Annotated in this window: 25 protein-coding genes, 1 pseudogene and 1 CRISPR repeat array; of the genes and pseudogenes, 1 reads left to right on the top strand and 25 read right to left on the bottom strand. The window is 38.3% G+C overall.

Going from position 1 to position 21,862, the window contains the following annotated elements:
- Positions 1-53 precede the first annotated feature (53 nt).
- From tnpB to VIB_RS15460, 8 genes and pseudogenes are all read right to left on the bottom strand, one after another.
- Positions 54-401 carry an IS66 family insertion sequence element accessory protein TnpB gene (gene tnpB / locus VIB_RS15490; protein ID WP_040904400.1) on the bottom strand — a complete coding sequence of 116 codons (348 nt, stop codon included), beginning with the start codon at positions 399-401 and terminating at the stop codon, positions 54-56.
- The gene (gene tnpA / locus VIB_RS15485; protein ID WP_040904403.1) at positions 395-703 is read right to left on the bottom strand and encodes an IS66 family insertion sequence element accessory protein TnpA; all 309 of its coding nucleotides are present in this window, start codon (positions 701-703) and stop codon (positions 395-397) included. Before tnpA ends, tnpB begins: the two co-directional genes overlap by 7 nt.
- Positions 704-746: 43 nt before the next feature.
- Positions 747-1,280 carry a hypothetical protein gene (locus tag VIB_RS15480; protein WP_040905410.1) on the bottom strand — a complete coding sequence of 178 codons (534 nt, stop codon included), beginning with the start codon at positions 1,278-1,280 and terminating at the stop codon, positions 747-749.
- 142 nt (positions 1,281-1,422) lie between these two features.
- The gene (gene brnA, locus VIB_RS15475; protein WP_004397278.1) at positions 1,423-1,665 is read right to left on the bottom strand and encodes a type II toxin-antitoxin system BrnA family antitoxin; all 243 of its coding nucleotides are present in this window, start codon (positions 1,663-1,665) and stop codon (positions 1,423-1,425) included.
- Positions 1,652-1,918: a BrnT family toxin gene (locus tag VIB_RS15470; RefSeq protein WP_010320360.1), complete on the bottom strand. Its 267-nt coding sequence runs from the start codon at positions 1,916-1,918 to the stop codon at positions 1,652-1,654. The genes brnA and VIB_RS15470 overlap by 14 nt, the downstream gene beginning before the upstream one ends.
- Before the next feature lie 247 nt (positions 1,919-2,165).
- Positions 2,166-2,344: pseudogene (locus VIB_RS18185) on the bottom strand (DUF645 family protein).
- 306 nt (positions 2,345-2,650) lie between these two features.
- On the bottom strand, positions 2,651-3,043 hold the full coding sequence (locus tag VIB_RS15465; RefSeq protein ID WP_040905355.1) for a VOC family protein: 393 nt from the start codon (positions 3,041-3,043) through the stop codon (positions 2,651-2,653).
- A 202-nt stretch (positions 3,044-3,245) separates the two neighbouring features.
- Positions 3,246-3,587: an SH3 domain-containing protein gene (locus VIB_RS15460; RefSeq protein WP_004397276.1), complete on the bottom strand. Its 342-nt coding sequence runs from the start codon at positions 3,585-3,587 to the stop codon at positions 3,246-3,248.
- A gap of 218 nt (positions 3,588-3,805) precedes the next feature.
- On the opposite strand from VIB_RS15460, the gene VIB_RS15455 reads away from it, so the two are divergent.
- The gene (locus VIB_RS15455) at positions 3,806-4,036 is read left to right on the top strand and encodes a PAS factor family protein (RefSeq protein WP_004397275.1); all 231 of its coding nucleotides are present in this window, start codon (positions 3,806-3,808) and stop codon (positions 4,034-4,036) included.
- Positions 4,037-4,230: 194 nt separating this feature from the next.
- On the opposite strand, the gene VIB_RS15450 is transcribed toward VIB_RS15455, so the two are convergent.
- The 17 genes from VIB_RS15450 to VIB_RS15365 form a co-directional block, all read right to left on the bottom strand.
- Entirely contained in the window at positions 4,231-4,527 is a 297-nt protein-coding gene (locus tag VIB_RS15450) for an antibiotic biosynthesis monooxygenase family protein (RefSeq protein ID WP_040905401.1), read from the bottom strand.
- Between the two features lie 167 nt (positions 4,528-4,694).
- Entirely contained in the window at positions 4,695-5,468 is a 774-nt protein-coding gene (locus VIB_RS15445; protein WP_004397273.1) for a phosphotransferase family protein, read from the bottom strand.
- A 138-nt stretch (positions 5,469-5,606) separates the two neighbouring features.
- Positions 5,607-6,842 (bottom strand): protein kinase domain-containing protein, encoded by a 1,236-nt coding sequence (locus VIB_RS17125; RefSeq protein WP_004397271.1) that lies wholly within the window; start codon positions 6,840-6,842, stop codon positions 5,607-5,609.
- Between the two features lie 148 nt (positions 6,843-6,990).
- Positions 6,991-7,815: a DUF4238 domain-containing protein gene (locus VIB_RS15435; protein ID WP_004397267.1), complete on the bottom strand. Its 825-nt coding sequence runs from the start codon at positions 7,813-7,815 to the stop codon at positions 6,991-6,993.
- Positions 7,816-7,959: 144 nt separating this feature from the next.
- The gene (locus VIB_RS15430) at positions 7,960-8,505 is read right to left on the bottom strand and encodes a hypothetical protein (RefSeq protein WP_040905398.1); all 546 of its coding nucleotides are present in this window, start codon (positions 8,503-8,505) and stop codon (positions 7,960-7,962) included.
- Between the two features lie 118 nt (positions 8,506-8,623).
- Positions 8,624-9,238, bottom strand: a complete 615-nt coding sequence (locus VIB_RS15425) for a hypothetical protein (protein ID WP_004397263.1) — start codon at positions 9,236-9,238, stop codon at positions 8,624-8,626.
- Between the two features lie 642 nt (positions 9,239-9,880).
- On the bottom strand, positions 9,881-10,162 hold the full coding sequence (locus tag VIB_RS15420) for a hypothetical protein (RefSeq protein WP_040905395.1): 282 nt from the start codon (positions 10,160-10,162) through the stop codon (positions 9,881-9,883).
- Positions 10,163-10,790: 628 nt separating this feature from the next.
- On the bottom strand, positions 10,791-11,324 hold the full coding sequence (locus VIB_RS15415; RefSeq protein WP_040905392.1) for a GNAT family N-acetyltransferase: 534 nt from the start codon (positions 11,322-11,324) through the stop codon (positions 10,791-10,793).
- On the bottom strand, positions 11,321-11,590 hold the full coding sequence (locus VIB_RS15410) for a type II toxin-antitoxin system TacA family antitoxin (protein ID WP_004397250.1): 270 nt from the start codon (positions 11,588-11,590) through the stop codon (positions 11,321-11,323). The genes VIB_RS15415 and VIB_RS15410 overlap by 4 nt, the downstream gene beginning before the upstream one ends.
- A gap of 232 nt (positions 11,591-11,822) precedes the next feature.
- Positions 11,823-12,383: a hypothetical protein gene (locus VIB_RS15405; RefSeq protein WP_040905389.1), complete on the bottom strand. Its 561-nt coding sequence runs from the start codon at positions 12,381-12,383 to the stop codon at positions 11,823-11,825.
- Positions 12,384-13,513: 1,130 nt separating this feature from the next.
- A complete protein-coding gene (locus VIB_RS15395) occupies positions 13,514-14,701 on the bottom strand; it encodes a hypothetical protein (protein WP_004397247.1) in 1,188 nt (395 codons plus the stop codon).
- 841 nt (positions 14,702-15,542) lie between these two features.
- Positions 15,543-16,142 (bottom strand): pentapeptide repeat-containing protein, encoded by a 600-nt coding sequence (locus VIB_RS15390; protein WP_004397245.1) that lies wholly within the window; start codon positions 16,140-16,142, stop codon positions 15,543-15,545.
- A gap of 135 nt (positions 16,143-16,277) precedes the next feature.
- Entirely contained in the window at positions 16,278-16,763 is a 486-nt protein-coding gene (locus VIB_RS15385) for a GNAT family N-acetyltransferase (RefSeq protein ID WP_040905388.1), read from the bottom strand.
- A gap of 136 nt (positions 16,764-16,899) precedes the next feature.
- Positions 16,900-17,322, bottom strand: coding sequence for a GNAT family N-acetyltransferase (locus VIB_RS15380; protein ID WP_040905385.1), 423 nt, complete (start codon positions 17,320-17,322; stop codon positions 16,900-16,902).
- 202 nt (positions 17,323-17,524) lie between these two features.
- Positions 17,525-17,722: a DUF1289 domain-containing protein gene (locus VIB_RS17480; RefSeq protein ID WP_083797786.1), complete on the bottom strand. Its 198-nt coding sequence runs from the start codon at positions 17,720-17,722 to the stop codon at positions 17,525-17,527.
- Between the two features lie 908 nt (positions 17,723-18,630).
- Positions 18,631-19,257: a CRISPR direct-repeat array (repeat unit 28 nt; unit sequence TTTCTAAGCTGCCTGTGCGGCAGTGAAC).
- Between the two features lie 272 nt (positions 19,258-19,529).
- Positions 19,530-20,318: a DUF2971 domain-containing protein gene (locus VIB_RS15370; RefSeq protein ID WP_040905380.1), complete on the bottom strand. Its 789-nt coding sequence runs from the start codon at positions 20,316-20,318 to the stop codon at positions 19,530-19,532.
- Between the two features lie 613 nt (positions 20,319-20,931).
- Positions 20,932-21,768, bottom strand: coding sequence for a DUF4393 domain-containing protein (locus VIB_RS15365; protein WP_004397240.1), 837 nt, complete (start codon positions 21,766-21,768; stop codon positions 20,932-20,934).
- Positions 21,769-21,862 lie beyond the last annotated feature (94 nt).

The raw sequence follows: 21,862 nt of genomic DNA, 5'->3' as shown, positions 1-21,862 counted from the left end.
GTCTGACAGGGTAAAGGATCGTTCAAGTCCTTTATCACGATCATGGTATTGGCTCACACTTCAAGGCCATATAAGGGCTGATGAGCTTTAGGGTGTTCCAGATTAAGCCCAGAGAGTAACCATTGAAGTTGCTGTCTGGAGATAGCGACATGACCAGATGCATTGGGTTTAGGCCAGTTAAAACGACCTTTTTCCAGTCGGCGGTAATAAAGCCAAAAACCATTAGTATCCCAGAACAAGATCTTAATTTTGTCTCGGCCGCGGTTGCAGAAGATAAACCAGGCTTCACTGAACGGATCCATTTCCAACACATCAGCCACAATCAATGACAAACCATCAATAGACTTGCGCATGTCAGTTATGCCCGAGACCAGGTAAATACCCAAGTTCGGTATTAACACGTCAGAGCCTGTAACCAGTTTTGGATTTGGTGTGCTGGCATGTTAGAGGGAAATTCAACGGTCATTCCTGTTGGTAGTGAAAGCATAACCGACTGGCGTTCCCCTATGCTTTTCGGGCTATCTTCTATCAGGACAGGATGCACCACTTGTTGCTGTTCGCCCCCATAAAGCTTTTTGCGCCAGTAGTAAAAGGTATTTACCGTCAGTTGGTTTGCCTTGCAAAACGCGACAATGGATAACTCACTTTGGCTCTGTTGCTCAATGATTTCTGCCCAGAATTGAGTTTTGTTCGATTGGTTCATAGTGACTCCTTGGTTGCGAAATCACTATGCCTAGAATGCTGAGTTATTGGTAGGTGGGTTTAAATAGACGCTTACGGCTTAACCATTTGATGCAATCGAAAAGCTCCCAAATCAAACCTTTGTCACCATGAACATAAGTTGGGAAATCTTCGTGTTTCGGCGCAGGAATGTCAGTTAATCGGCTTTCAACCATTCCTGTTTTATCAAACAGCACCTTAAATGGCTTTGATATCTCGAAAGGCTCACTTAAATCTAGGCAATGAATTTCAGCACTTGTCAGGTCACCAAAAATGTACTTTCTGAAATAAGCATTTTCGTTGTGAGCCCCACTTAAACAATAGAAAATCTCTTTTCCCGACTCGAACGTCTGAAAGCAGCGATTAGAGTCATTATGAAAGTTGTTTTGAGTAAAGATAAGAACATCCGCATCGGAAACTCTATCGCCAGTACCTGCTGCAAGTGAACCAAGTAAAACACCTGCAACCACATTTTCTTCATGCATAAATGAGGATAAAACAGACTCAATCAGCTCTCTTTGAAGTGGCAACGTTTCAAGTCCCAAGTCATCCAGATTCAAAGCTACCTCCGTTTGTATAACGCCCGCTTAAGGGGCAGCCAACGCTACTACCAACTTACCGCATAACACCGTAACCAAAAAAGCCAACGCATAGTAAAAATGCCACGCGTTGGCTGTCCCTCTTGAAGCGTTTGTTAGCCGTTTAGTTTGAAGTGTGGTGATGAGCTACATTTTCAAGCCTTTCAGCTAGCCAAATCTTGATTATCGACTGTCGTGTAACCCCTACTCGGTTAGCTTCACGATCTAGTGAATCTAACATCCATGCAGGGAAATCAACATTTACCCGTTTCTGCTTTTGCATTGGACGCTTAACTTTAGATAAATCTAGATCACCTAAAATGTCATCGTCACTTTCAAACTTGGCATCAAACTCATGCGCTTTCATATAAGTTCACCTCCGCTTTACGTGAACGTCTGACTGAAATGATCCTAATATTTAGTCCACGGTATGTAATGACGCCAGACCAATGCTTACCATTTAACATGCCGATGACCAAATACCTAGGTTCATCACTTGTGTTTGCAGGGATCTCGATAAGATCAGAGTCATTCCACAAACCTTGAGCTGTATAGAAATCAATTCCATGTTTCTCAAAGTTTGACCTGCTTTTATTTTCATCAAATTCGAATTTCGTCATGAGTAAAAATTACACCCTTTTTACTCATTTTGCAACTTACACTTTGGCTAATGATTATGAAAACGGCTAACGCCCGCCTAAGGGGCTGACAACGCATTACCACTAAACTCAAACACAACAACTGCAACCACCGCGGCTCATTGGGACTGGAAACGCCGCGCGTTGACAGTCCCTCTTGAGGCGTTTGTTAGTTTCGTAGCCTATTGTTTAACAATGACTTTTTAAACTCATTTGCTTAATAGTGATTTTACGCAAAAGTATCACGCAAACACACTTCCAACGCCAAAAGCTGTGAAGTTGGCTGCCAAAACTCAAAACAATAAAGGTTAAGTTGGCCACGGTAAGAGTCCGCGACAAAGAAAGCAAGATCACAGCGATGATGCTGCCTTTTGTGAAACCAAACTTTCCGAGTAGAACATCTAACAACGTTGGAGCATCGAGGCTTTTGGGCTTTCAGCGACTTTGAAACTACTGAACTTTCAACGCTTTCTACCAAATCAGCATCAAGCCAAACTTAAAAGTCCAGTTGTGCAGTTTGAACGCCAAAAGCTGAATTTTCAGAACCTTGGGCGTAAATTTTTGATGATCTTTCCTGAGAGAAACTAACGCCGCGTTAAGGGGTGAGCAACGCAACTACCAACTGACCGAATTTCACTAAAAACTAATAAAATCAACGCATAACGAAAATGCTACGCGTTGCGAATCCCTCTTGAACGCCTTGTTATAGCGTGGTTATTTGCTCTCTGTAGACAAAAAATGGGTTGCACAAAGTTTATTACCTGAAGGATCTCGTAAATAAGCTAAATAGAGCTTTCGGTCTCCACTGATTCGGATCCCTGGTGGATCCTCACAAGTAATGCCTCCATTCGCTATACCTGCTGCATGCCATGCATCAACTAATTCAGGACTACTAACTTTAAAACCAATCGTTATGCCATTACCATGAGTAGCTGGTTCACCATTTACTGGCTTCGTAATGCCTAAAGTACTTTCTTTATTACGATAGAAACAGCGGCCTTTCGCATCAATAAAACCATTCGAGTAACCAAGAACGGCCATAATGGCATCATAAAAAGCCTTTGATTTCTCTATATTATTTGAGCCGATCATTATATGACTAAACACAGTAATTCCCTTTCTTAAATGAAGTTATGACATACTCTGCAACATCGAATCATCTCTGTCTATGCCAAAATGAACAGTAAGCTATAACGCCGCGTTAAGGGGTGAGCAACGCAACTACCAACTCACCGCATTACACTAAAAACTAATAAAATCAATGTATAACGACAATGCTACGCGTTGCGAATCCCTCTTGAACGCCTTGTTATGTACGTTGTACCGAATGCACTGGAACCCAACCAATTTCATCCGTTGACCTCGAAACTCGATACCAAGAATTGAGTTCAAAAAGCACTGACAGTTTTTCACCGATGGTAGTATTCAGCTCAACATTATCATAGTCTTCAAGCATGATACCTACGGAATCACTTTCAATCTTTTCTATATACTGAATTGGAGCCCAACCTTGCTCACCTAAATTATTGGTAATAAAAATCCAATTGGGAAATTCATCATCCATTTCACCAAGAGTCACTCTATCGCCTCGTTTCAAATAAAATGGATTTGGATATTCTGAGATATGATTTTCAAGAGCAACTACTTCCATATTATCTCCATAGTACATAACGCCGCGTTAAGGGGTGAGCGACGCAACGACTAACTTACCGCACAACACAGTAACCACTGAAATCAACGCAAAACAAAAATGCCGAGCGTTGCGAATCCCTCTTTAACGCTTTGTTATGTGATTGTTGCTTCAGAATTACATTCTATTACCGATTACAATCATATGCGCCCCGTTAACTATTATAAAATGGATAGCTCATGAAAGCGCTTATTTATGAAACCCTTATTAAACTTGCTAGCAAAGATCCTGAACAACATGCCCAAATCCGACAAAACCTTTATGATCACTTAGGCTTACCTTTTGAAAAACAACTTACTTTATATTCTCAGGCGCTTGGACCAGCTGGTTCAGGTAAACTTGAAAATGAACAGGCAATGAGTAATGCCGTAGAAAGCGTAATCAAATTACTTGAAACTCCTGAACACTAAACCCTTTCAATTAATATTCGGCCCATTCGATTAGGGCCGTTTTCAATTTACGCCTAATCACATAACGCCCAATTAAGTAGCCCGAAACGCTACTACCAACTTCCCGCACAACACCGTAATCACTAAACTCAACGCATAATAAAAATGCCACGCGTTGAGGGTCTGCTTGAATTGTTTGTTATGTGCCGGGGTCATTATTTACTCCGATCATCTATTTCGTCGAACGATTCCACCGAAATTCGTTCAGCGATTTCACGCATTTTCTGCATTTTTCCAGGATTACTATTTTCCCAAAATAACTCCCAATCTTGTCGAGAGCGCCACTTAGCAATCGTTAGTACCTTTTCAGGTTTATCAAAGGAATGAAGCATGAAACTGCCGAGAGCACCCTCGACTGTATGATGAATAGAGTCAGTTGTAGAACTCCAAACCTTTTGAAATTCGTCCATTTTATTAGTTGGCACTCGCCACTCATATATGACTCTAAACATATGATTTCCTTGTAATATAACTAATGTAGACGTTGAAAACTATTAGGCACATAACGCCCAATTAAGTAGCCCGAAACGCTACTACCAACTTTCCGCACAACACTGTAATCACTAAACTCAACGCAGAATAAAAATGCCACGCGTTGAGGGTCTGCTTGAATTGTTTGTTATAACGCGCTTTCTACGGAACTTAACCAAGAAGGCACGTTCTTTTTATACCAGTCTATATATATGGCCGCTTCCGGTTTATTACGACTAATCAGTATATTGACGACCTCAATAACTATCCAACATTTTGCGATCACCAAATGCCTCGTTAACTCGTTCGAAGTAAATGATGAATAGTATTGACTGTATTGCTCGACAATCGAAACGTAGTCATGAATTGACCCCATACCTTGAACTAAAGGAGCCAGATCAATTGCTGGGCTTCCATAACCAAAGCGCTCCCAGTCAAACAATACCAGTTCACCATTATTTCTCATCCCCCAATTCCCATCATTCGTATCACCAGAAATTAATCCAGAATGGTCAAATAGCTGAGATAAAGCTTGTATTGAAGTTATCGTATTATGAGAAGAACACGGAAGCTTTAAAGCTTCAAAAGCCAACTCTGTCGAAGTTACCGACCAACGATGTTCTTTGGGACTAAAAAAAGGTTTGTATTTTGAGCAATGAATGCTAGCCAATTGTTCAAAAACGCTCGAATTTTTTCGTAGTTCTTTTAAAGTTATGCGATTAGGAATGAACTCAATAAACAGATCTTTCTCTTGTACCTTATAAAGTTTGGGGATATTTACGCCATTTAGCTTTGAAGCTGCATGCTGGTAAAAATTCACCTCAACATCGGAAGCATTTTGCTTGCGGACACAAAAAGAGTTACCGAATTCTTCGATAGTAACTCGCGCTGCACCCATTTTAGATAGATCTTGTGTACTCATAACTATCCCGCGTTATAACGCCCTGTTAAGGTGTGAGCAACGCAATACCGATGCTACTGCATACCACCTTAATCACTTAAACCAACGCACAGTAAAAATGCCACGCGTTGCGAATCACTCTTAAACAGTTTGTTATGTTTAAAAATCACCCAACGCATCTATTAACTGCTCTGCACTAATATTATTTTCAACTACACGTTGTTCTATCCACTTTCCGAAGTCATCAGTTGAAGCCTTTTCATATATAATTGAGTTAATTATTTCTATTTTTTCATTAGCAGTGGCATTGAGGTTTATTTGGTAAAACTTCAAAAGAGAATTCAAAATAACATATGATATTCTCTTATTCCCATCCATAAATGGATGGGAGCGGCAAAATCTATGTACGAACATCGAAATGGAAGATGCTTGTACATTTATAGGATTTCGGTTTGACAACAAATAGGATTTGTCAATCCACTCCTTTATTTCAAAGAGTCCATTAACATTGTTTCTAGGTTTGATAAATTTGGGTAACTCAAAATTTGTAGACTTGAGTTCAAATGCTACTGTGTTAAATATTCGATCTAAATCATACTGTTCAAAAAAATGACAACCATGACTTGCAATCAGTTCTTTTGCCGAAGGTCTCATGTGAGGATTTTGAGCAGTCATCCATTTAACTATTTCATCATAGTGGGCATAATCACTGTGAATAGAGCCTATACTTTTATAACTAGTTCCAACTGGAATTTTACCTGTAAACATCTCTCCTAATACCAAGCCCAAAGAGTATATATCGGAACTAAATTCAACTTCGTCATTATTCTTTTGTTCAGGCGAAGCATATTTAAAATTAGCCAATCTTGTTCCATTCTTAGTCTTAACATTACAGAAATTGTACTCTTCAGAAAAGCTAGCAACTCCCCAATCGGCGATTACCAACAAATCCCTTTCAGAATCCAACAGAATGTTTTCAGGCTTCAAATCTCGATGATAGACACCTCGACTATGGGCGTAGTTTAATCCGTTTAATATTTGGAAAAAATAGTTTTCTATTTTCTCTCCGGAAAAATTGGAAAAATCTAAGCATTTTAGAGTTCCAGAAAAGTAAGGCATTACATAGAAATTATGGTTTATGCCATTGATCGTACAACAGCCATCCATAAAAACAGACACAATATTATTACAATCAATAGCCTTGCAAAACTCCAACTCGTTGATGAAACGAGACTTCTTCTCTGTTATCGCATTAGGTTTCAGTAACTTTAAAGCATATAACTTTTTATGCGCATCTTCTATCTTAAAGACTACGCCAGCACCTCCCTCGCCGAGAGTCCCAAGAACTGTAAACTCGGTTCCATTTAATAGAATTTTAGTATTTTTCTTTATCACTATTAACCAACTTTTAATTTAAACATAACGCCGCGTTAAGGGGTGAGCAACGCGACTACCAACTCACCGCATTGCACTAAAAACTAATAAAATCAAAGCATAACGAAAATGCTACGCGTTGCGAATCCCTCTTTAACGCCTTGTTAGATTAAATTCCACAACATTCCTTCGCATGTTCAAGAAGCTCTTTAGTTGAACCTACAACTCGCTCTTCTGCTTGAAGAGTAATCTGGCGATTGAATTTATCTACTGTGAAACCATTGTTTAAAGCATTGGACGCAATAATAATATTCTTCGTTAATGGAAAAGCGAATGACTTAAAACAAAATAGTTGATTTAGATCTTGGTAAATAACTGGGTTATCACAAGTTAATACATAACCACCATCCTTGTCAGCAACAAAGAAACTAAAGTCAATTAAGGTGTCATCGTACATACGAAATGTTAATAAAGGTAGAACCATATTCTGTATTAATTTTCGATGCGATTCATCCCCCCTGTTTTGATACAGATAATCAATAAAGTACGCATTGAGTCCTATTGTTTTACCAACTTCATTAGGCAAACTATGAAAAATTGATGGCAGCATCTCGGACATTTTAATAGCTAGTGCTTCTTGTGTGGGAGAACGCCAAAACTGAAAAGCTATAATAGACTTAACTAATTGATGAAATGATGCTTTTTGTTTTAGAGCTACATATTCACTCGGATTATTCCTAAGATAGGTGGCAACCTCAAATGCACTTGAAAGCTCGCTTTCCACTTCTTGGTAAAAGTCTTCGATCATTTGAGGATTATCGAATCCTTCGACAGTGTATAGGTGCTTCTTGTACATCATCTGAGCAGGATGCATTTGACTAATGCTTCCGTAAGGCTTCCTCAAAACAAACAACTTATCATCACCCTCGGGCGTAAAGCCTTTTAGATACACTTCGGGTAAAAAGTGATGCTTAACTTTCTGTTGTTTTGTCAAATGTAACTCCTTTAATCTAACGCCCTGCTAAGGGGTGAGCAATGCACTACAAAAGTTACCGCACACCACCTGAATCACAAAACCCAACGCATGCTGAAAATGCCACGCATTGCGAATCCCTCTTAAGCAGTTTGTTAGGCAAATTTATAGTAAGTTCACAGGATTACTCACCCTCCATTTCTCCATATACTTCTTTCCATAACTACATTTGTAATAGATCTCAAACTCTGGAAGTGATTCAATTATTTTTCTATTTTTTTCTTCGTCTAAGATCGGGGTACTATCGTAGTTAAAAAACTGCAAAAAAACAGCTTCTCCTTGTGAGGGTACAACGACTGAAGAAATGGAAAGATTACACATTATGCTGAACTCAACATCTTTCAGTCGCAGAGCTCCCATGGTCTTTACCAAATCATCGTAACTACTAGGAGATGATATAGGATATTTTTGTCCATTAAACTTGTAGTAAACAGCTTCAACAAATGCAGGCCCTTGACCATGATTTCGAAAATTTATGGAAACACCATCTCTTGGGGACAACATACTTTCAAAAAAAAGTACAGGTTTTAAAGTAAGAACATTATGCTTCCTTGCGACAACACCTTGAATTATGGCAACTACTAAAGCTATCAACGCAATAAAAACAGATGAAAAGGCGATCACATCGCTATTTGTTATTTCTACGAACACATACCAGCTCCTATGTTATTTGCCTAACGCCGCATTAAGGTGTGAGCGGCGTTTGGCTATACTTGAGCGAAGCGAAACTGCCAAGCGTTGCGAATCACTCTTAAATGCTTTGTTATGACTATTTGCCAAATTTATCTTCGATTTCTTCAAGCTGTGCCATAAGAGCATCGTAGTAGTCTTCAAATGCAGTAATGAGACGAGATAAGTCTCGACTGGAAAGTTCATTTTCTTCCATGTGCCACTTAATTTCTAGCCACGTATGCTTTAAATGTGAGGCATTATTTGCCCAAAGAAACTGATTTTTAACTACAACTTGGTCCAACTGATGAAATTCATTACTTAGTTCATCGAAATCATATTCTAACTTCTTAAGTTTGGTTTCCAGATCTGACTTACGTGATTCTGATGGACTCTCGAGATAAGTATAATTTGCAATATACCAATCCATTTCACTCGCATGAACTTTTCGTATAGCGACTTTAGCAGACCAAATAACATCCAGGTATTTCCCACATTTAAGCTGGTTAACCCAACTATCGACACCAATAGCCGCTGCTGCTGCTGCTACTACAGTTCCAAGTCCAGAAAGAAAACTACCGAAAGAACCCAGATCACTTATCAATGACGAAAAACCTACTTTATCTTCTACATATAAATGAGCCAATGTGAATAAACCACATAATCCGAAGCCTGCCCATAGAAAAACAAATCCATATTTAACGAATAATTTCAATTTATTACCTTATAGTCATAACGCCGCATTAAGGGGCAGACAACGCAAACAACTAAACTAAAACTAGCCAGCCAAAACCTCAAATGCCAACCAAACAAAAACTGCCAAGCGTTGACTGTCCCTCTTGAATGCTTTGTTATGTAACTTTTCTAACCATTTCAAAGCATTACAAAGAAAAACATTGCCAAATATCGTTTAACTTACATGAAAAGTTAGCAGTAACCCAGTAGAATTTGCGTGACAACGACGAAACTGCGAGCCCTAGTTCAAAGAAAAAAAATGACTGCCACCAAACTTATCGCAAACTCACTGAACCATTGAGAAAAGACTGAAAACTCGAAGAACAAAAAGACGAAAACCAAATCAACATGAATAAGACTAATTTTACAAACCGTATAAATAACCAATTAAAACAATAAGTTAAAATCATAAAACATGTAAAATAGAAGCTAACTTAAAAATGCACAAGCATAAAAACACTTTAAATTTCAACATATTGCGGTCTTTTTCTCTACGGTTACATAACGCCCAATTAAGTAGCCCGAAACGCTACTACCAACTTCCCGCATAACTCCGTAATCACCAAACTCAACGCACAACAAAAATGCCACGCGTTGAGGGGCTGCTTGAATTGTTTGTTAGCTATTTTTTCCCAGTAACTGATTTGAAGGATTCAAAAATGAATGTCGCTAATCCACCTGAAGCACTGGAATTTGCATAATCTTCTAAAGGCTCACAGAAATTTAATTTGAATTTATCAATTGCTTCTTCTGGAGTAGAAGCTTGTATCGTATCGCCGTCTACTTCTAGTCCCGAACTCAAGAGTTCTTTTTTTTCAAACAGATAAGTTTCTGAGCCCATATCCAGATAAGTAAATTCGGTACGATTTGAATTTGGTTTACAGAAAAACTGATACTTTGCCATCGTTAATTTCCTTGCTGCTGAATAAAATAATAGCTAACGCCCAATTAAGTAGCCCGAAACGCTACTACCAACTTTCCGCAAAACACCGTAATCACCAAACTCAACGCAAAACAAAAGTGCCACGCGTTGAGGGTCTGCTTGAATTGTTTGTTATATTTCAGTTCCAGACAGCTACTGAAACACCAAACAACTTTTGAAAATAGCAAACAACATCAAAAGCTTAACGTAATTGAGCTAACTTTTGACACAAAAAAACGTTAATTTTTAAATCAGCTTAAGCTTACTCATTGATTCAGATGATGAATATCAGAACAACATACAACTAATGCAAACCAAATTAAAATAGCTGCCAAATGCGATTAAACGATAATGTTTGTTAGTCATTGATATACTTGATCAAATCAACAGCTATCCATCACAAGAAATCATCAACCAGCAAAAATCCCACATTACCACTTAACTTTTAAATTTGTAACACGTTGAATTTAAGAGAAATATAACGCCGCGTTAAGGGGTGAGCAACGCAACTACCAACTCACCGCATTACACTAAAAACTAATAAAATCAACGCATAATGAAAATGCTGCGCGTTGCGAATCCCTCTTGAACGCCTTGTTATATTCGTTGCCTATTGATTAAAAAGCTGTTCTACCGTTTTCATTGGTAAGAACATACGAATACGCCCATTATGTTCGCACAATACTTCAAAGCCGAACTTCGTATAGAACGCTTGAGCCGAATCTGTCAGACAGTCCACAACAATTGCGTATACCCTCATGTGATGATTCACTTCCCACAAGTACTTCAGTGCGCGAATTAGACTAATTTTTCCGAGCCCAGAGCCATGATACTCTTTGTGTACAGCTAATTGAGCCAAAAGAAAAACAGGGATTGGATACCTAGGAAGTTTCTTTGCTAGTTGGGCCGGCAATGTTTCTCGACTGATTGAACTCGGTGCAACACTATAAAATGCACAAATAGCGAATTTTTGATTTAACAGTGGTTGAGCACTAGGTAAAACCATTGTTCGGCTAATACCTGCTTGCATGTGCTTTGCAGCTTGAGTTTTGATAAATGTGTTTAGCTCTTGCTCACCACAGTCAAATGAGTCGCGGTCATGCTTTGATTTACTAAGTTCTACAAACTCTTTACCCCAACTCACTTGATACCACTCTTATCTGTAAATTTAACCGCTTCAAGCAAAGCTTGATTCGGTGCTTTTACTTTATTACACGCAGCCATAAACTCGTCAAAGACACTGTCTTTAACCATAATACTTTCATGCTCCTCAATAACATGAGTCGCATCTTCGTCCATAAGTCTCACTACATATTCAGTGAGACTTTTTAAACCAAGTAAAGCCGATGCTTTTTCGGCCTTTGCCTTGATCTCTTCATCAAGGCGAATATCTAAACGTGCCGTAGCCATAACCCCTCCTACGTACGGATGTATTCCGTAACTTGAAAGATTATAGTGCAAACTTAAAGCACATTCAATTAGTACGGAAAGTTTACGGAACGAGAGAGAATATAACGCCGCGTTAAGGGGTGAGCAACGCAACTACCAACTCACCGCATTACACTAAAAACTAATAAAATCAATGCATAACGAAAATGCCACGCGTTGCGAATCCCTCTTGAACGCTTTGTTATACAAACATTCACAGTTTTTCTGATAGCTTTTTTAAATAGTTTTTAGCCAGTTGATTGTTATCTCGACTTAGCCACTTGATGCAATCGAAAAGCTCCCAAACCAAACCTTTGTCACCATGAACATAAGTTGGGAAATCTTCGTGCTTCGGTGCAGGAATGTCAGTTAATCGGCTTTCAACCATTCCTATTTTATCAAACAGCACTTTAAATGGTTTTGATATCTCGAAAGGCTCACTTAAATCTAAGCAATGAATTTCAGCACTTGTCAGGTCACCAAAAATGTACTTTCTGAAACAAGCATTTTCGTTGTGAGCGCCACTTAAACAATAGAAAATCTCTTTTCCCGACTCGAATTTCTGAAAGCAGCGATTAGAGCCATTATGAAAGTTGTTTTGAGTAAAGATAAGAACATCCGCATCGGAAATTCTATCGCCAGTACCAGCAGCAAGTGAACCAAGTAAAACACCTGCAACCACATTTTCCTCATGCATAAATGAAGATAGGACAGACTTAATCAGTTCTCTTTGAAGTGGCAACGTTTCATCAAGTCTCAAATCATCTAGATTCAAAGCTACCTCCGTTTGTATAACGCCCGCTTAAGGGGCTGACAACGCTACTACCAAGTTTCCGCATAACACCGTAACCACCAAAATCAACGCATAATGAAAATGCTGCGCGTTGGAAGTCCCTCTTGAAGCGTTTGTTATGTTTCATTACCTATTGATTGCATTGGATTTTTACAATGCTTATTGGTTCAAGCAACTTTAACTCAAAATGATAAACTTGCCTACTTTCAGCAATCATTGGTGCAGATAAGATCCCAAATAAGCTGCAGCGAATTAGCCTGCGGAATCAAGGGACAAACAACACCAAAGGAAGAGACCGTTCAGCAAAAACAGAACCTTTTGCGTACACAATTTATCAGAGCAAAACCCGACAGAAACACAAAAGTATCGTTCAACTTTTAATAGCCACCAAAAAGAACAATAAACTCATAATATCAACAAATTAGAACAGAGAGCCTCTTAAATCAGACCAGATTTTTCCATTAAAACTTGTGAATTGATCTTGCTGAGGCTCAATAAAACATAACGCCCGCTTAAGGGGCAGACAACGCTACTACTAACTTTCCGCATAACACTGTAACCACAAAAGCCAACGCATAGTAAAAATGCTACGCGTTGGCTGTCCCTCTTGAAGCGTTTGTTATACGTGAATTCACAGTAACTCATTGTTATAATACAAAAAATAATGCTACATTAGCATTAATATCATGTTGAATGCCAATGGCAAACAAATAGCTAAATTACCCATTTTAGTGTTTGAGACACTTTTAAGCAGTGTAATAATCACTACCAACACCCAGATTGATGTAGATATGTAGCCTAAGTTATCATCCAAATTGCGGTAATATTGAAAGTTATCAAGTGACACTAGGATATTTGAGTCTTGTGCTTCCACTGCAGCTTGTAACACGCTATTCGCAACGAAACCATAATATTTCGATAAACTCAGAAGAACCAATTGAGTAAGTGTTGCTGTTATTAAAAATATCTTCATCATCTTCATACTTTAATTACGTATAACGCCCAATTAAGTAGCCCGAAACGCTACTGCCAAGCTTCCGCACAACACCGTAATCACTAAACTCAACGCAAAACGAAAATGCCACGCGTTGAGGGTCTGCTTGAATTGTTTGTTATATTTTCATTTCTGAGGAAAACTTTTTCTCAATACTAGTCAATAAATTAGAGACGAACTTTTCACTCCAACCAGAAACGAAAGATATAAGATAAATTAAATAAACCTCATGAGTGTTTAAGAAACCGAAGATCAAATTTGAACGTATTACAAAGTAGACCAGCATACCTGAAATACTTGTTACTACAATCTTAACAAGTAAATCAATAATCAACTCAACTTTACTGTAACCTCCCGACTGCTTAAAATAACCAATCGTAGAAAATAAAGAGAAAAAGCCGCCTAGAACACTAAAAAATACTACGTATCCTAACCCTTCCATTACTCTTGAAATATGGTGTTCACTGAGGAATTTAGTCGTGAGAACAATCAAATAAATCATGAACCCAAGCAAGGTATTAAAAATCACCTTTTGATTATAGAGTTGCTTAGTTGCTGATTGCAAAGATTTTTTGGCAATATCGAAATGACCTTCAAACACATCTCTTAAAGCAGTAGCATAAACTATAGTATACTTTTTCCTCAACTTATGATTAGTTAGAAGAGCTTGGAGATTATCTTTCTCTTGAGATAATAGTGAAAGCTGATTAAGAACATCTCCATTAGAAACACCATTAGTTGTTATCTTTACATGGTAAGCATAACTAACTTTTCCATCTTCCTCTTCGAATATTGTATAGTTAGCATTTGAAAAAATTGGAATTTTCTTTCCTTTAATGATCTTTTCTTCAAAGTTATACAGAGGTACATATGTTATTTGTGGAGAAATCATTTCAATAGAATCATCTATTGATTGATAAACATTTGCAGATATTCCTTTACATCTAAAGGAATCAACTAATTTTGGATAGGACTTACTATTTGAGTTAGTAATAATAAATAACTTCCTTGTAAAGTGAATATCCTCACCACTAAGAACCGTATCCTTCAAGTTTTTAACATGCTTATCCGCTATAAATAAAATATTGTCTAGCTCATTAATAAACTGGTCATTTAAATTATCAACAGCAACAGAAATATGAAAAAACATGTGGGAATAGTCGACAAGAAAAGTGATTTCATACTGTTCTGAATGCATCTCACCATCAGCATCTACATATTGAAATTTATTATCCCAATGTCCCGCTACTTCCCTAAATGGAAAAGAAGCGTTCAATTTCATTAAAATATCGATTAAGTTATTCACTAGTTAATAGATCCTTATTGAAAATATAACGCCCGCTTAAGGGGCTGACAACGCTACTACCAACTTTCCGCATAACACCGTAACCACAAAAACCAACGCATAATAAAAATGCCACGCGTTGGAAGTCCCTCTTGAAGCGTTTGTTATGTTTTATTACTTATTGATTATATTGATTTTTTACAATTTGCATTTGTTTCGGTCACTTTACCTCAAAATGATAAACTTGCCTACTTTCAGCAAGTATTGTTGCTAATAAGATCCCAAATAAGCTGAAGCGAATTAGCTTGCGGAATCAAGGGATCAATAACACCAAAGGAAGAGACCTTTTAGCGACAATTGAATCTTTTACGAACAAAATTTATCAGGGCGGAGCCGGAAAAAGCACAAAATCATCGATAAACTTGCGCTAACAAAACACTGTCAGCAAACGATGTGTCCATGAGATCCCAAACATGCTGAAGCGAAATAGCCTGTGGAATCAATGAGCAAACAACACCAAAGAAAGAGACCTTTCAGCAACAGTTTAATTTTTTGCGTACACAATTTATCAGAGCAGAGTTGGCCGAAAAAACACAAGCATCGTTCAACTTTCAATAGCCACGGAAAAGAATAATAAACTCATAATATCAACAAATTAGAACAGAAAACATCTTAAATTAAACCGGATTTTCCCATTAAATTTTGTGAATTAAGTTTGCTGAGGCTCAATAAAACATAACGCCGCGTTAAGGGGTGAGCAACGCAACTACCAACTCACCGCATTACACTAAAAACCAATAAAATCAACGCATAACGAAAATGCTACGCGTTGCGAATCCCTCTTTAACGCTTTGTTAGGCTATTAATCCACTAGTTCAATACCCAGACTTTCTAGTAAGCTTAACGCTTCATATCGTGAAAACTTTGCCTTTTTAACGTTATTTTCTAATACGTCAATTGAGTATGCTGTAGATTCACTGAAATCAACACCTTGCAAATTTGTTCTCATAAATAAACTGTGGCTAAAATCGCTATAAGTCATTGTTGAACGAGCAAAGTTACCTTCACGGAAATCAACATCATGCAGCTTGCACTCATCAAAAACCAATTCATTTAAGGTCAAGCCAAAGAAAGACGAGTCGTTTAAAATACAACGCTTAAAACTTAGCTCAAAGTCTGAATGATAAACTGGCCATGTCGCTTTCGTCCAATCAACACCAACTAACTTACTGTCTTGAAATTTAAGCTCAAATAACTTTGAGTTAGCAAAATCGACCAAGCTCAAATTACAGCGTTCAAATGTGCAGTTTGTGAACTTACATCTATGAAATTTAACCGATGAGAAATCGCAATCAGAGAATTGGCAATCTTCAAATTCAACGTCGGTATATTGCTGCTCAGGGGTAGCAATTTTCTCAAATGAAACGTCGAAATATTGCTCATTATTTTTTAAATCGGTCATAGTATCCTCTGAATAGCCTAACGCCCAATTAAGTAGCCCGAAACGCGACTACCAGCTTCCCGCATAACACCGTAATCACCAAAACTCAACGCACAACAAAAATGCCACGCGTTGAGGGTCTGCTTGAATTGTTTGTTATGTTTGTAGCCATTTATACATGATCAAACTATCAATATAACCTAAACGACCATGTTTATACCCTTTGGGAATGCGACCTATTACTTCAAACCCTAAATTTTGCCAAAGGTTTACTGCAACTTCATTTGTCGAAACAACACTATTAAATTGCATTGCTTCAAAACCAAGCTCCACTGCAATTTTCTGAGAATGCTCGCACATTTTACGAGCAACACCTTTACCTCTTGCTTTACTCGATACCATGTAACCACAATTGCATATGTGACTACTCGGTCCTGTTGCATTTGGCTTGATGTAGTAAGTTCCGAGAACCACATCATTTTCAATGAAAACAAACGTTTTTAAAGGCAATTCACACCAAATTGAATAAGCTTGTTCTAAAGTCATTGTAGGCTCAAAAGCGTAAGTTTCTTGAGCTTGGATTACATCTAAAAATGTTGGCCAGAATGATTCAAAATCTGACTTCGTAATTTCTCTGATCATAATTTTCCTGAAAAAACATAACGCCGCGTTAAGGGGTGAGCAGCGCGACTACCAACTAACCGCATTGCACTAAAAACTAACAAAATCAATGCATAACGAAAATGCTACGCGTTGCGAATCCCTCTTTAACGCCTTGTTAGGAGATTGTTCTCGACATGCTATAAAACCTGTCATCTTCACTATCGACAACAAAACCTGACCTATCATAAAGGTGGTAAGCTGGACTGATTTTAAACACCCGCAATCTAAGACGATTTGCACCTGAATTAATTGCTAAACGTTCACATTCAGCGAGTGCGTCTGCTCCAAACCCTTTATTTTGATGATTATGAATAACCTGTAAATCACGGATATAACAACCATCATTATCAAATGCTAAACGAATTGCACCGACAACTTCGTCTTTCAGCAACATGTCGAAATTGACCAAATTACTAATTTGTTCTTCAATTTTTGAACAATCCCAATCAACAGCATAGTGCTCGTAATATGAGCGCATATTTTCATAAGTAATCTGAGCTGAAGATGTTAAATTTTCTGTTCGCTGAAATGAAATCATGAAATCTCCTAACGCCCGGTTAAGGGGCAACCAACGCCACTACCAAGCTTCCGCATAACATCGTAACCACAAAAACCAACGCATAATAAAAATGCCACGCGTTGGTTGTCCCTCTTGAACCGTTTGTTATGTGTTTGTTTCAATTGGACTTTCACATGATCACTAAAATAATTACCGACCATATTTTGAATAGTGAAAAGCTCTACCTCGAATAGTGCTCTTTTCTTTTTTGGCATAATGATAGAATTTCAATCCTTTCTGCTATCGTTGATGATTGCCATTTGAGTATGTCATTGAGTGTTCTGAAACATCCTAAACAAATGTCATTTTCATCTAGACTGCAATGCCTATTACAAGGTGATTTAGGATCTTCACTTTCGGTTTCATTTACATTAACCATAGTTAATATCCCTTTATAAACAACATCTTGTGACAGAAAAAGTTATTGGGATTTGGCCTTACACATAACGCCCGCTTAAGGGGCTGACAACGCTACTACCAAGTTTCCGCATAACACTGTAACCACCAAAATCAACGCACAATGAAAATGCCGCGCGTTGGAAGTCCCTCTTGAAGCGTTTGTTATGCTTTATTACTTATTGATTAAATTGAACTTTTTCAAAACTCATTGGTTCAATCCACTTTAATTCAAAATGATAAACTTGCCTACTTTCAGAAAACATTGTTGCCGATAAGATCCCAAACAAGTTGAAGCGAATTAGCCTGCGGAATCAAGGGGTCAACAACACCAAAGGAAGAGACCTTTCAGCGACAATTGAACCTTTTACGAACACAATTTATCAGAGCAGAGCCGGAAAAAAGCGCCAAATCATCGATAAACTTGCGCTCACCAAACACTTTCAGCAAACAAGATGTTCATGAGATCCCAAACATGCTGAAGCGAAATAGCCGGTGGAATCAGTGAGCCAGCAACACCAAAGAAAGAGACTTTTCAGCGATAATCGAACCTTTTGCATACACAATTTATCAGAGCAAAACCCGACAAAAACACCAAAGCATCGTTCAACTTTCAATCGCCACAAAAAAGAACAATAAACTCATAATATCAATAAATTAGAATAGGAAAACTTCTAAATCAGACCAAGCTTTCCCATTAAAATTTATATATTGATTTTGCTGAGGTTCAATAAAGCATAACGCCGCGTTAAGGGGTGAGCAACGCAACTGTCAACTCACCGCATTACACTGAAAACTAATAAAATCAAAGCATAACGAAAATGCTACGCGTTGCGAATCCCTCTTTAACGCTTTGTTAACTGGCCGATCCCAAATGCCAAAATCACCAATTTCTTAAGCTGCCTATACGGCAGTAAACTGGTTGCTTGATTTGGATTAGAGCGAGTTTGTTTCTAAGCTGCCTGTGCGGCAGTGAACATGAAGACGAAGGCATCCAGTTCGACCAAGCATTTCTAAGCTGCCGGTGCGGCAGTGAACGTCTGGATTCACTATTAACGATATACCAGATATTTCTAAGCTGCCTGTGCGGCAGTGAACCAAATGACTGGACAACGATCGGAAGAATTACTTTTCTAAGCTGCCTGTGCGGCAGTGAACTTGATAAAGACGGCCAAGCAGTCGCCAAAGGCTTTCTAAGCTGCCTGTGCGGCAGTGAACAAACCCGAAGCGGACGCGCTCTGTCTAGGTCCTTTCTAAGCTGCCTGTGCGGCAGTGAACCCGATGATGTTTATGAAATGAGTCGTAAGCATTTTCTAAGCTGCCTGTGCGGCAGTGAACTGACGCTGTCATTTCTGTACGGTGTATATACATTTCTAAGCTGCCTGTGCGGCAGTGAACGTATAAACGTTAAGTAATTGGATAAATCAAAATTTCTAAGCTGCCTGTGCGGCAGTGAACGACTTGTAACTGAACCTTTTCAATGTCAAGAATTTCTAAGCTGCCTGTGCGGCAGTGAACTATGAAACTGTATCAGTAACCTATTGTTAATAAAAGTAATTACATCAAATTTCTCAAAATAACCTTTTATTTTTAACTCGATTTATTATTAATATAAATCAATAACTTAAAATTCAACGAAAAAAGATGGGTAATTTCATTGCCAGTTAACGCCCGCTTAAGGGGCAGCCAACGCTACTACCAACTTTCCGCATAACACCGTAACCACCGAAATCAACGCACAGTAAAAATGCCACGCGTTGGCTGTCCCTCTTGAAGCGTTTGTTATGTGATTAGATTACACCCAACTCTTGGGCTTTAATATTCGAGGTATAGAAAAACTCTTCAAACTTCAAGCCAAATTTGTCTTCACATTTCTTTCCTTGCCAAAAGCGAACATTTGGATTCTGACCTTGTAAAATGAGACAAATAATTTCAATGCACGCTTCATCAGTTTCAGAACCAAAATAAACCCCGGTTAAAGATGCTTGTTCGTACATATATGCCAATGGAGCTTCATTATGTATACAGCGCCATTCATTTTCATAGCGCCAAGCTGCCGACTTGGTATGAAGTAACTCGAGAACTGGCTCATAATTGCAATCAACAACCATGACTTCTGCGTCTAACTTAGGGAAATCATCAACGTATTTAACTTTTCTAGCTTTGCTAAATGGCTCAAGTGAAGTATCAAACTCTAAACAAAAGCCAGTATGCTTTGCTCCATAGTGAGACCACATCAGAAGGTTATTAAAATCGCTTGAGAAACATGACACTCCCTTGCCTTTTAAGTTAGTACCTAAAATGTCATACATTGCTCTATTTAACATCTGAGACAAATCACTATCACTCATGTTATTAAGCTGTTTGAGACTAAGCTCAGGTAAGTTTCCACGACCAAGGAAACTCTGCCGAAACCTTGATAACGACTCGACTCTGAGATCTAGACTGATCGGAAGTGAGCAATCAAATGGGTCATTAAATTGGCTTGGAAGAGAAAAATATATTTGACCATTTTTAAGATTAGCTAAAGCTTGCGTGGTAACGCTCTCATATTTGTATAATTTTTTCGGAATACTCATTTTTGTCCTAATCACATAACGCCCAATTAAGTAGCCCGAAACGCAACTACCAACTTCCCGCATTACACCGTAATCACTAAACTCAACGCATAATAAAAATACCACGCGTTGAGGGTCTGCTTGAATTGTTTGTTATATTTCAGTTCCAGACAGCTACTGAAACACCAAACAATCTTTGAAAATAGCAAACAACATCAATCACTTAACGTAACTTGAGCTAACTTTGGCACAAAAAACAGTTAATTTTTAAATTGGCTCAAGCTTACCCATTGATTCTGATGATAAATCTCAGAGAAACAAACCATTAATGTAAATCAAATCAAAATAGCTGCTAAATGCGCAAAAACGATAACATTCGTTAGCCATTGTTATACTTAATCAAATCAACAGCTATCCGTCACAAGAAATCATCAACCAACAAAGATCGCACATTACCACTTAAACCACTTAACTTTTAAATTTGTAACACGTTGAATTTAAGAGAAATATAACGCCCGGTTAAGGGGCAACCAACGCTACTACCAACTTACCGCATAATACCGTAATCACCAAAAACAACGCATAGTAAAAATGCCACGCGTTGGTTGTCCCTCTTGAACCGTTTGTTATGCATTTACCCTTTTGCACGCTTATCTATGACACACGCATTTATAAACTGTCTGCCTATGCCAGTAACGGCGATAAATTTTTGATCAAAACCAATTGAATGAGTCTCGTTATTTTCAAATTGCTTTTTGAGCATTTCAATATCTTGGGAGCTAGTAATAGCTTCGTATGCTTTAGGATCGTTCAGCCTTCGTCCTGAAGGAATTTCGAGAATTCCTAGCCTGCATAAGTTATCCAAGTAGTTAGGCGTAAGCTGTTGGTGCGTACAGCCGGCGATAGCCCCAATTTTTGAGACATTTCTATGGATAATGTTGAAACCTCTATCTTTTTTGTTTTGTAATTTAATGTCTACCATTGGAAACTGTTGCGCTGCCGCGAAGACTTTCAAGATTAAGCCTTCGTCGGGAGATAAGCTTTTAATAATATCTACGAATGACGGGTGTGCTTCTAAAACTGTTTTCGAATCTAGTGAATTCGCAATAAGGTTGGCAAACATATCCTGCAACGTTTCGTCCTGACCTGTAAATTTTAGTGCTTCAATAGCAGGGCCAGCAACATTCGGGGGTGGGGTCGTTATTCTATCTTGAGGGACGTTCTCTAATTTCTCTGATACTTTATTCTCCAGAAAATCCCTCATTTGGTCATAACCCCAAACCACTAAAGATATAGGTGCCAGTGCTACATTCACTGCTTTTCCTATAGTGCCGAGAGCCTTACCTGTTTCCTTGGCCAATGGCTGTAAAGCATCTTCATATATCGGTATAGCCTTCGTTAAAGCCGTGGCAGAGTCAATTGTCTGCTTAATAATTCCACCAGGGCTTTCGTTTTCCGTTTCTTCACTCATACTCGTTCCTTATGCATAACGCCCAATTAAGTAGCCCGAAACGCTACTACCAACATCCCGTACAACACCGTAATCACTAAACTCAACGCATAAT

Origin of the sequence: Vibrio metschnikovii CIP 69.14, from assembly GCF_000176155.1 — a bacterium.
Classification (GTDB): Bacteria; Pseudomonadota; Gammaproteobacteria; order Enterobacterales; family Vibrionaceae; genus Vibrio; species Vibrio metschnikovii.
Note: the sequence above shows the minus strand (reverse complement) of the source record. Positions and strands in the feature narration are given on the sequence as shown.

Coding starts and splice junctions, on each gene's coding strand:
- VIB_RS15460 (WP_004397276.1), bottom strand. CDS start 3,587: ATGGAAGTAGTTGCTCTTGAAAATCATATCTCAGAATATCCAAATCCA.
- VIB_RS15385 (WP_040905388.1), bottom strand. CDS start 16,763: ATGATCAGAGAAATTACGAAGTCAGATTTTGAATCATTCTGGCCAACA.
- VIB_RS15390 (WP_004397245.1), bottom strand. CDS start 16,142: ATGACCGATTTAAAAAATAATGAGCAATATTTCGACGTTTCATTTGAG.
- brnA (WP_004397278.1), bottom strand. CDS start 1,665: ATGAAAGCGCATGAGTTTGATGCCAAGTTTGAAAGTGACGATGACATT.
- VIB_RS15445 (WP_004397273.1), bottom strand. CDS start 5,468: ATGAGTACACAAGATCTATCTAAAATGGGTGCAGCGCGAGTTACTATC.
- VIB_RS15370 (WP_040905380.1), bottom strand. CDS start 20,318: ATGAGTATTCCGAAAAAATTATACAAATATGAGAGCGTTACCACGCAA.
- VIB_RS15420 (WP_040905395.1), bottom strand. CDS start 10,162: ATGGCAAAGTATCAGTTTTTCTGTAAACCAAATTCAAATCGTACCGAA.
- VIB_RS17480 (WP_083797786.1), bottom strand. CDS start 17,722: ATGGTTAATGTAAATGAAACCGAAAGTGAAGATCCTAAATCACCTTGT.
- VIB_RS15365 (WP_004397240.1), bottom strand. CDS start 21,768: ATGAGTGAAGAAACGGAAAACGAAAGCCCTGGTGGAATTATTAAGCAG.
- tnpA (WP_040904403.1), bottom strand. CDS start 703: ATGAACCAATCGAACAAAACTCAATTCTGGGCAGAAATCATTGAGCAA.
- VIB_RS15410 (WP_004397250.1), bottom strand. CDS start 11,590: ATGGCTACGGCACGTTTAGATATTCGCCTTGATGAAGAGATCAAGGCA.
- VIB_RS15380 (WP_040905385.1), bottom strand. CDS start 17,322: ATGATTTCATTTCAGCGAACAGAAAATTTAACATCTTCAGCTCAGATT.
- VIB_RS15450 (WP_040905401.1), bottom strand. CDS start 4,527: ATGTTTAGAGTCATATATGAGTGGCGAGTGCCAACTAATAAAATGGAC.
- VIB_RS15470 (WP_010320360.1), bottom strand. CDS start 1,918: ATGACGAAATTCGAATTTGATGAAAATAAAAGCAGGTCAAACTTTGAG.
- VIB_RS15455 (WP_004397275.1), top strand. CDS start 3,806: ATGAAAGCGCTTATTTATGAAACCCTTATTAAACTTGCTAGCAAAGAT.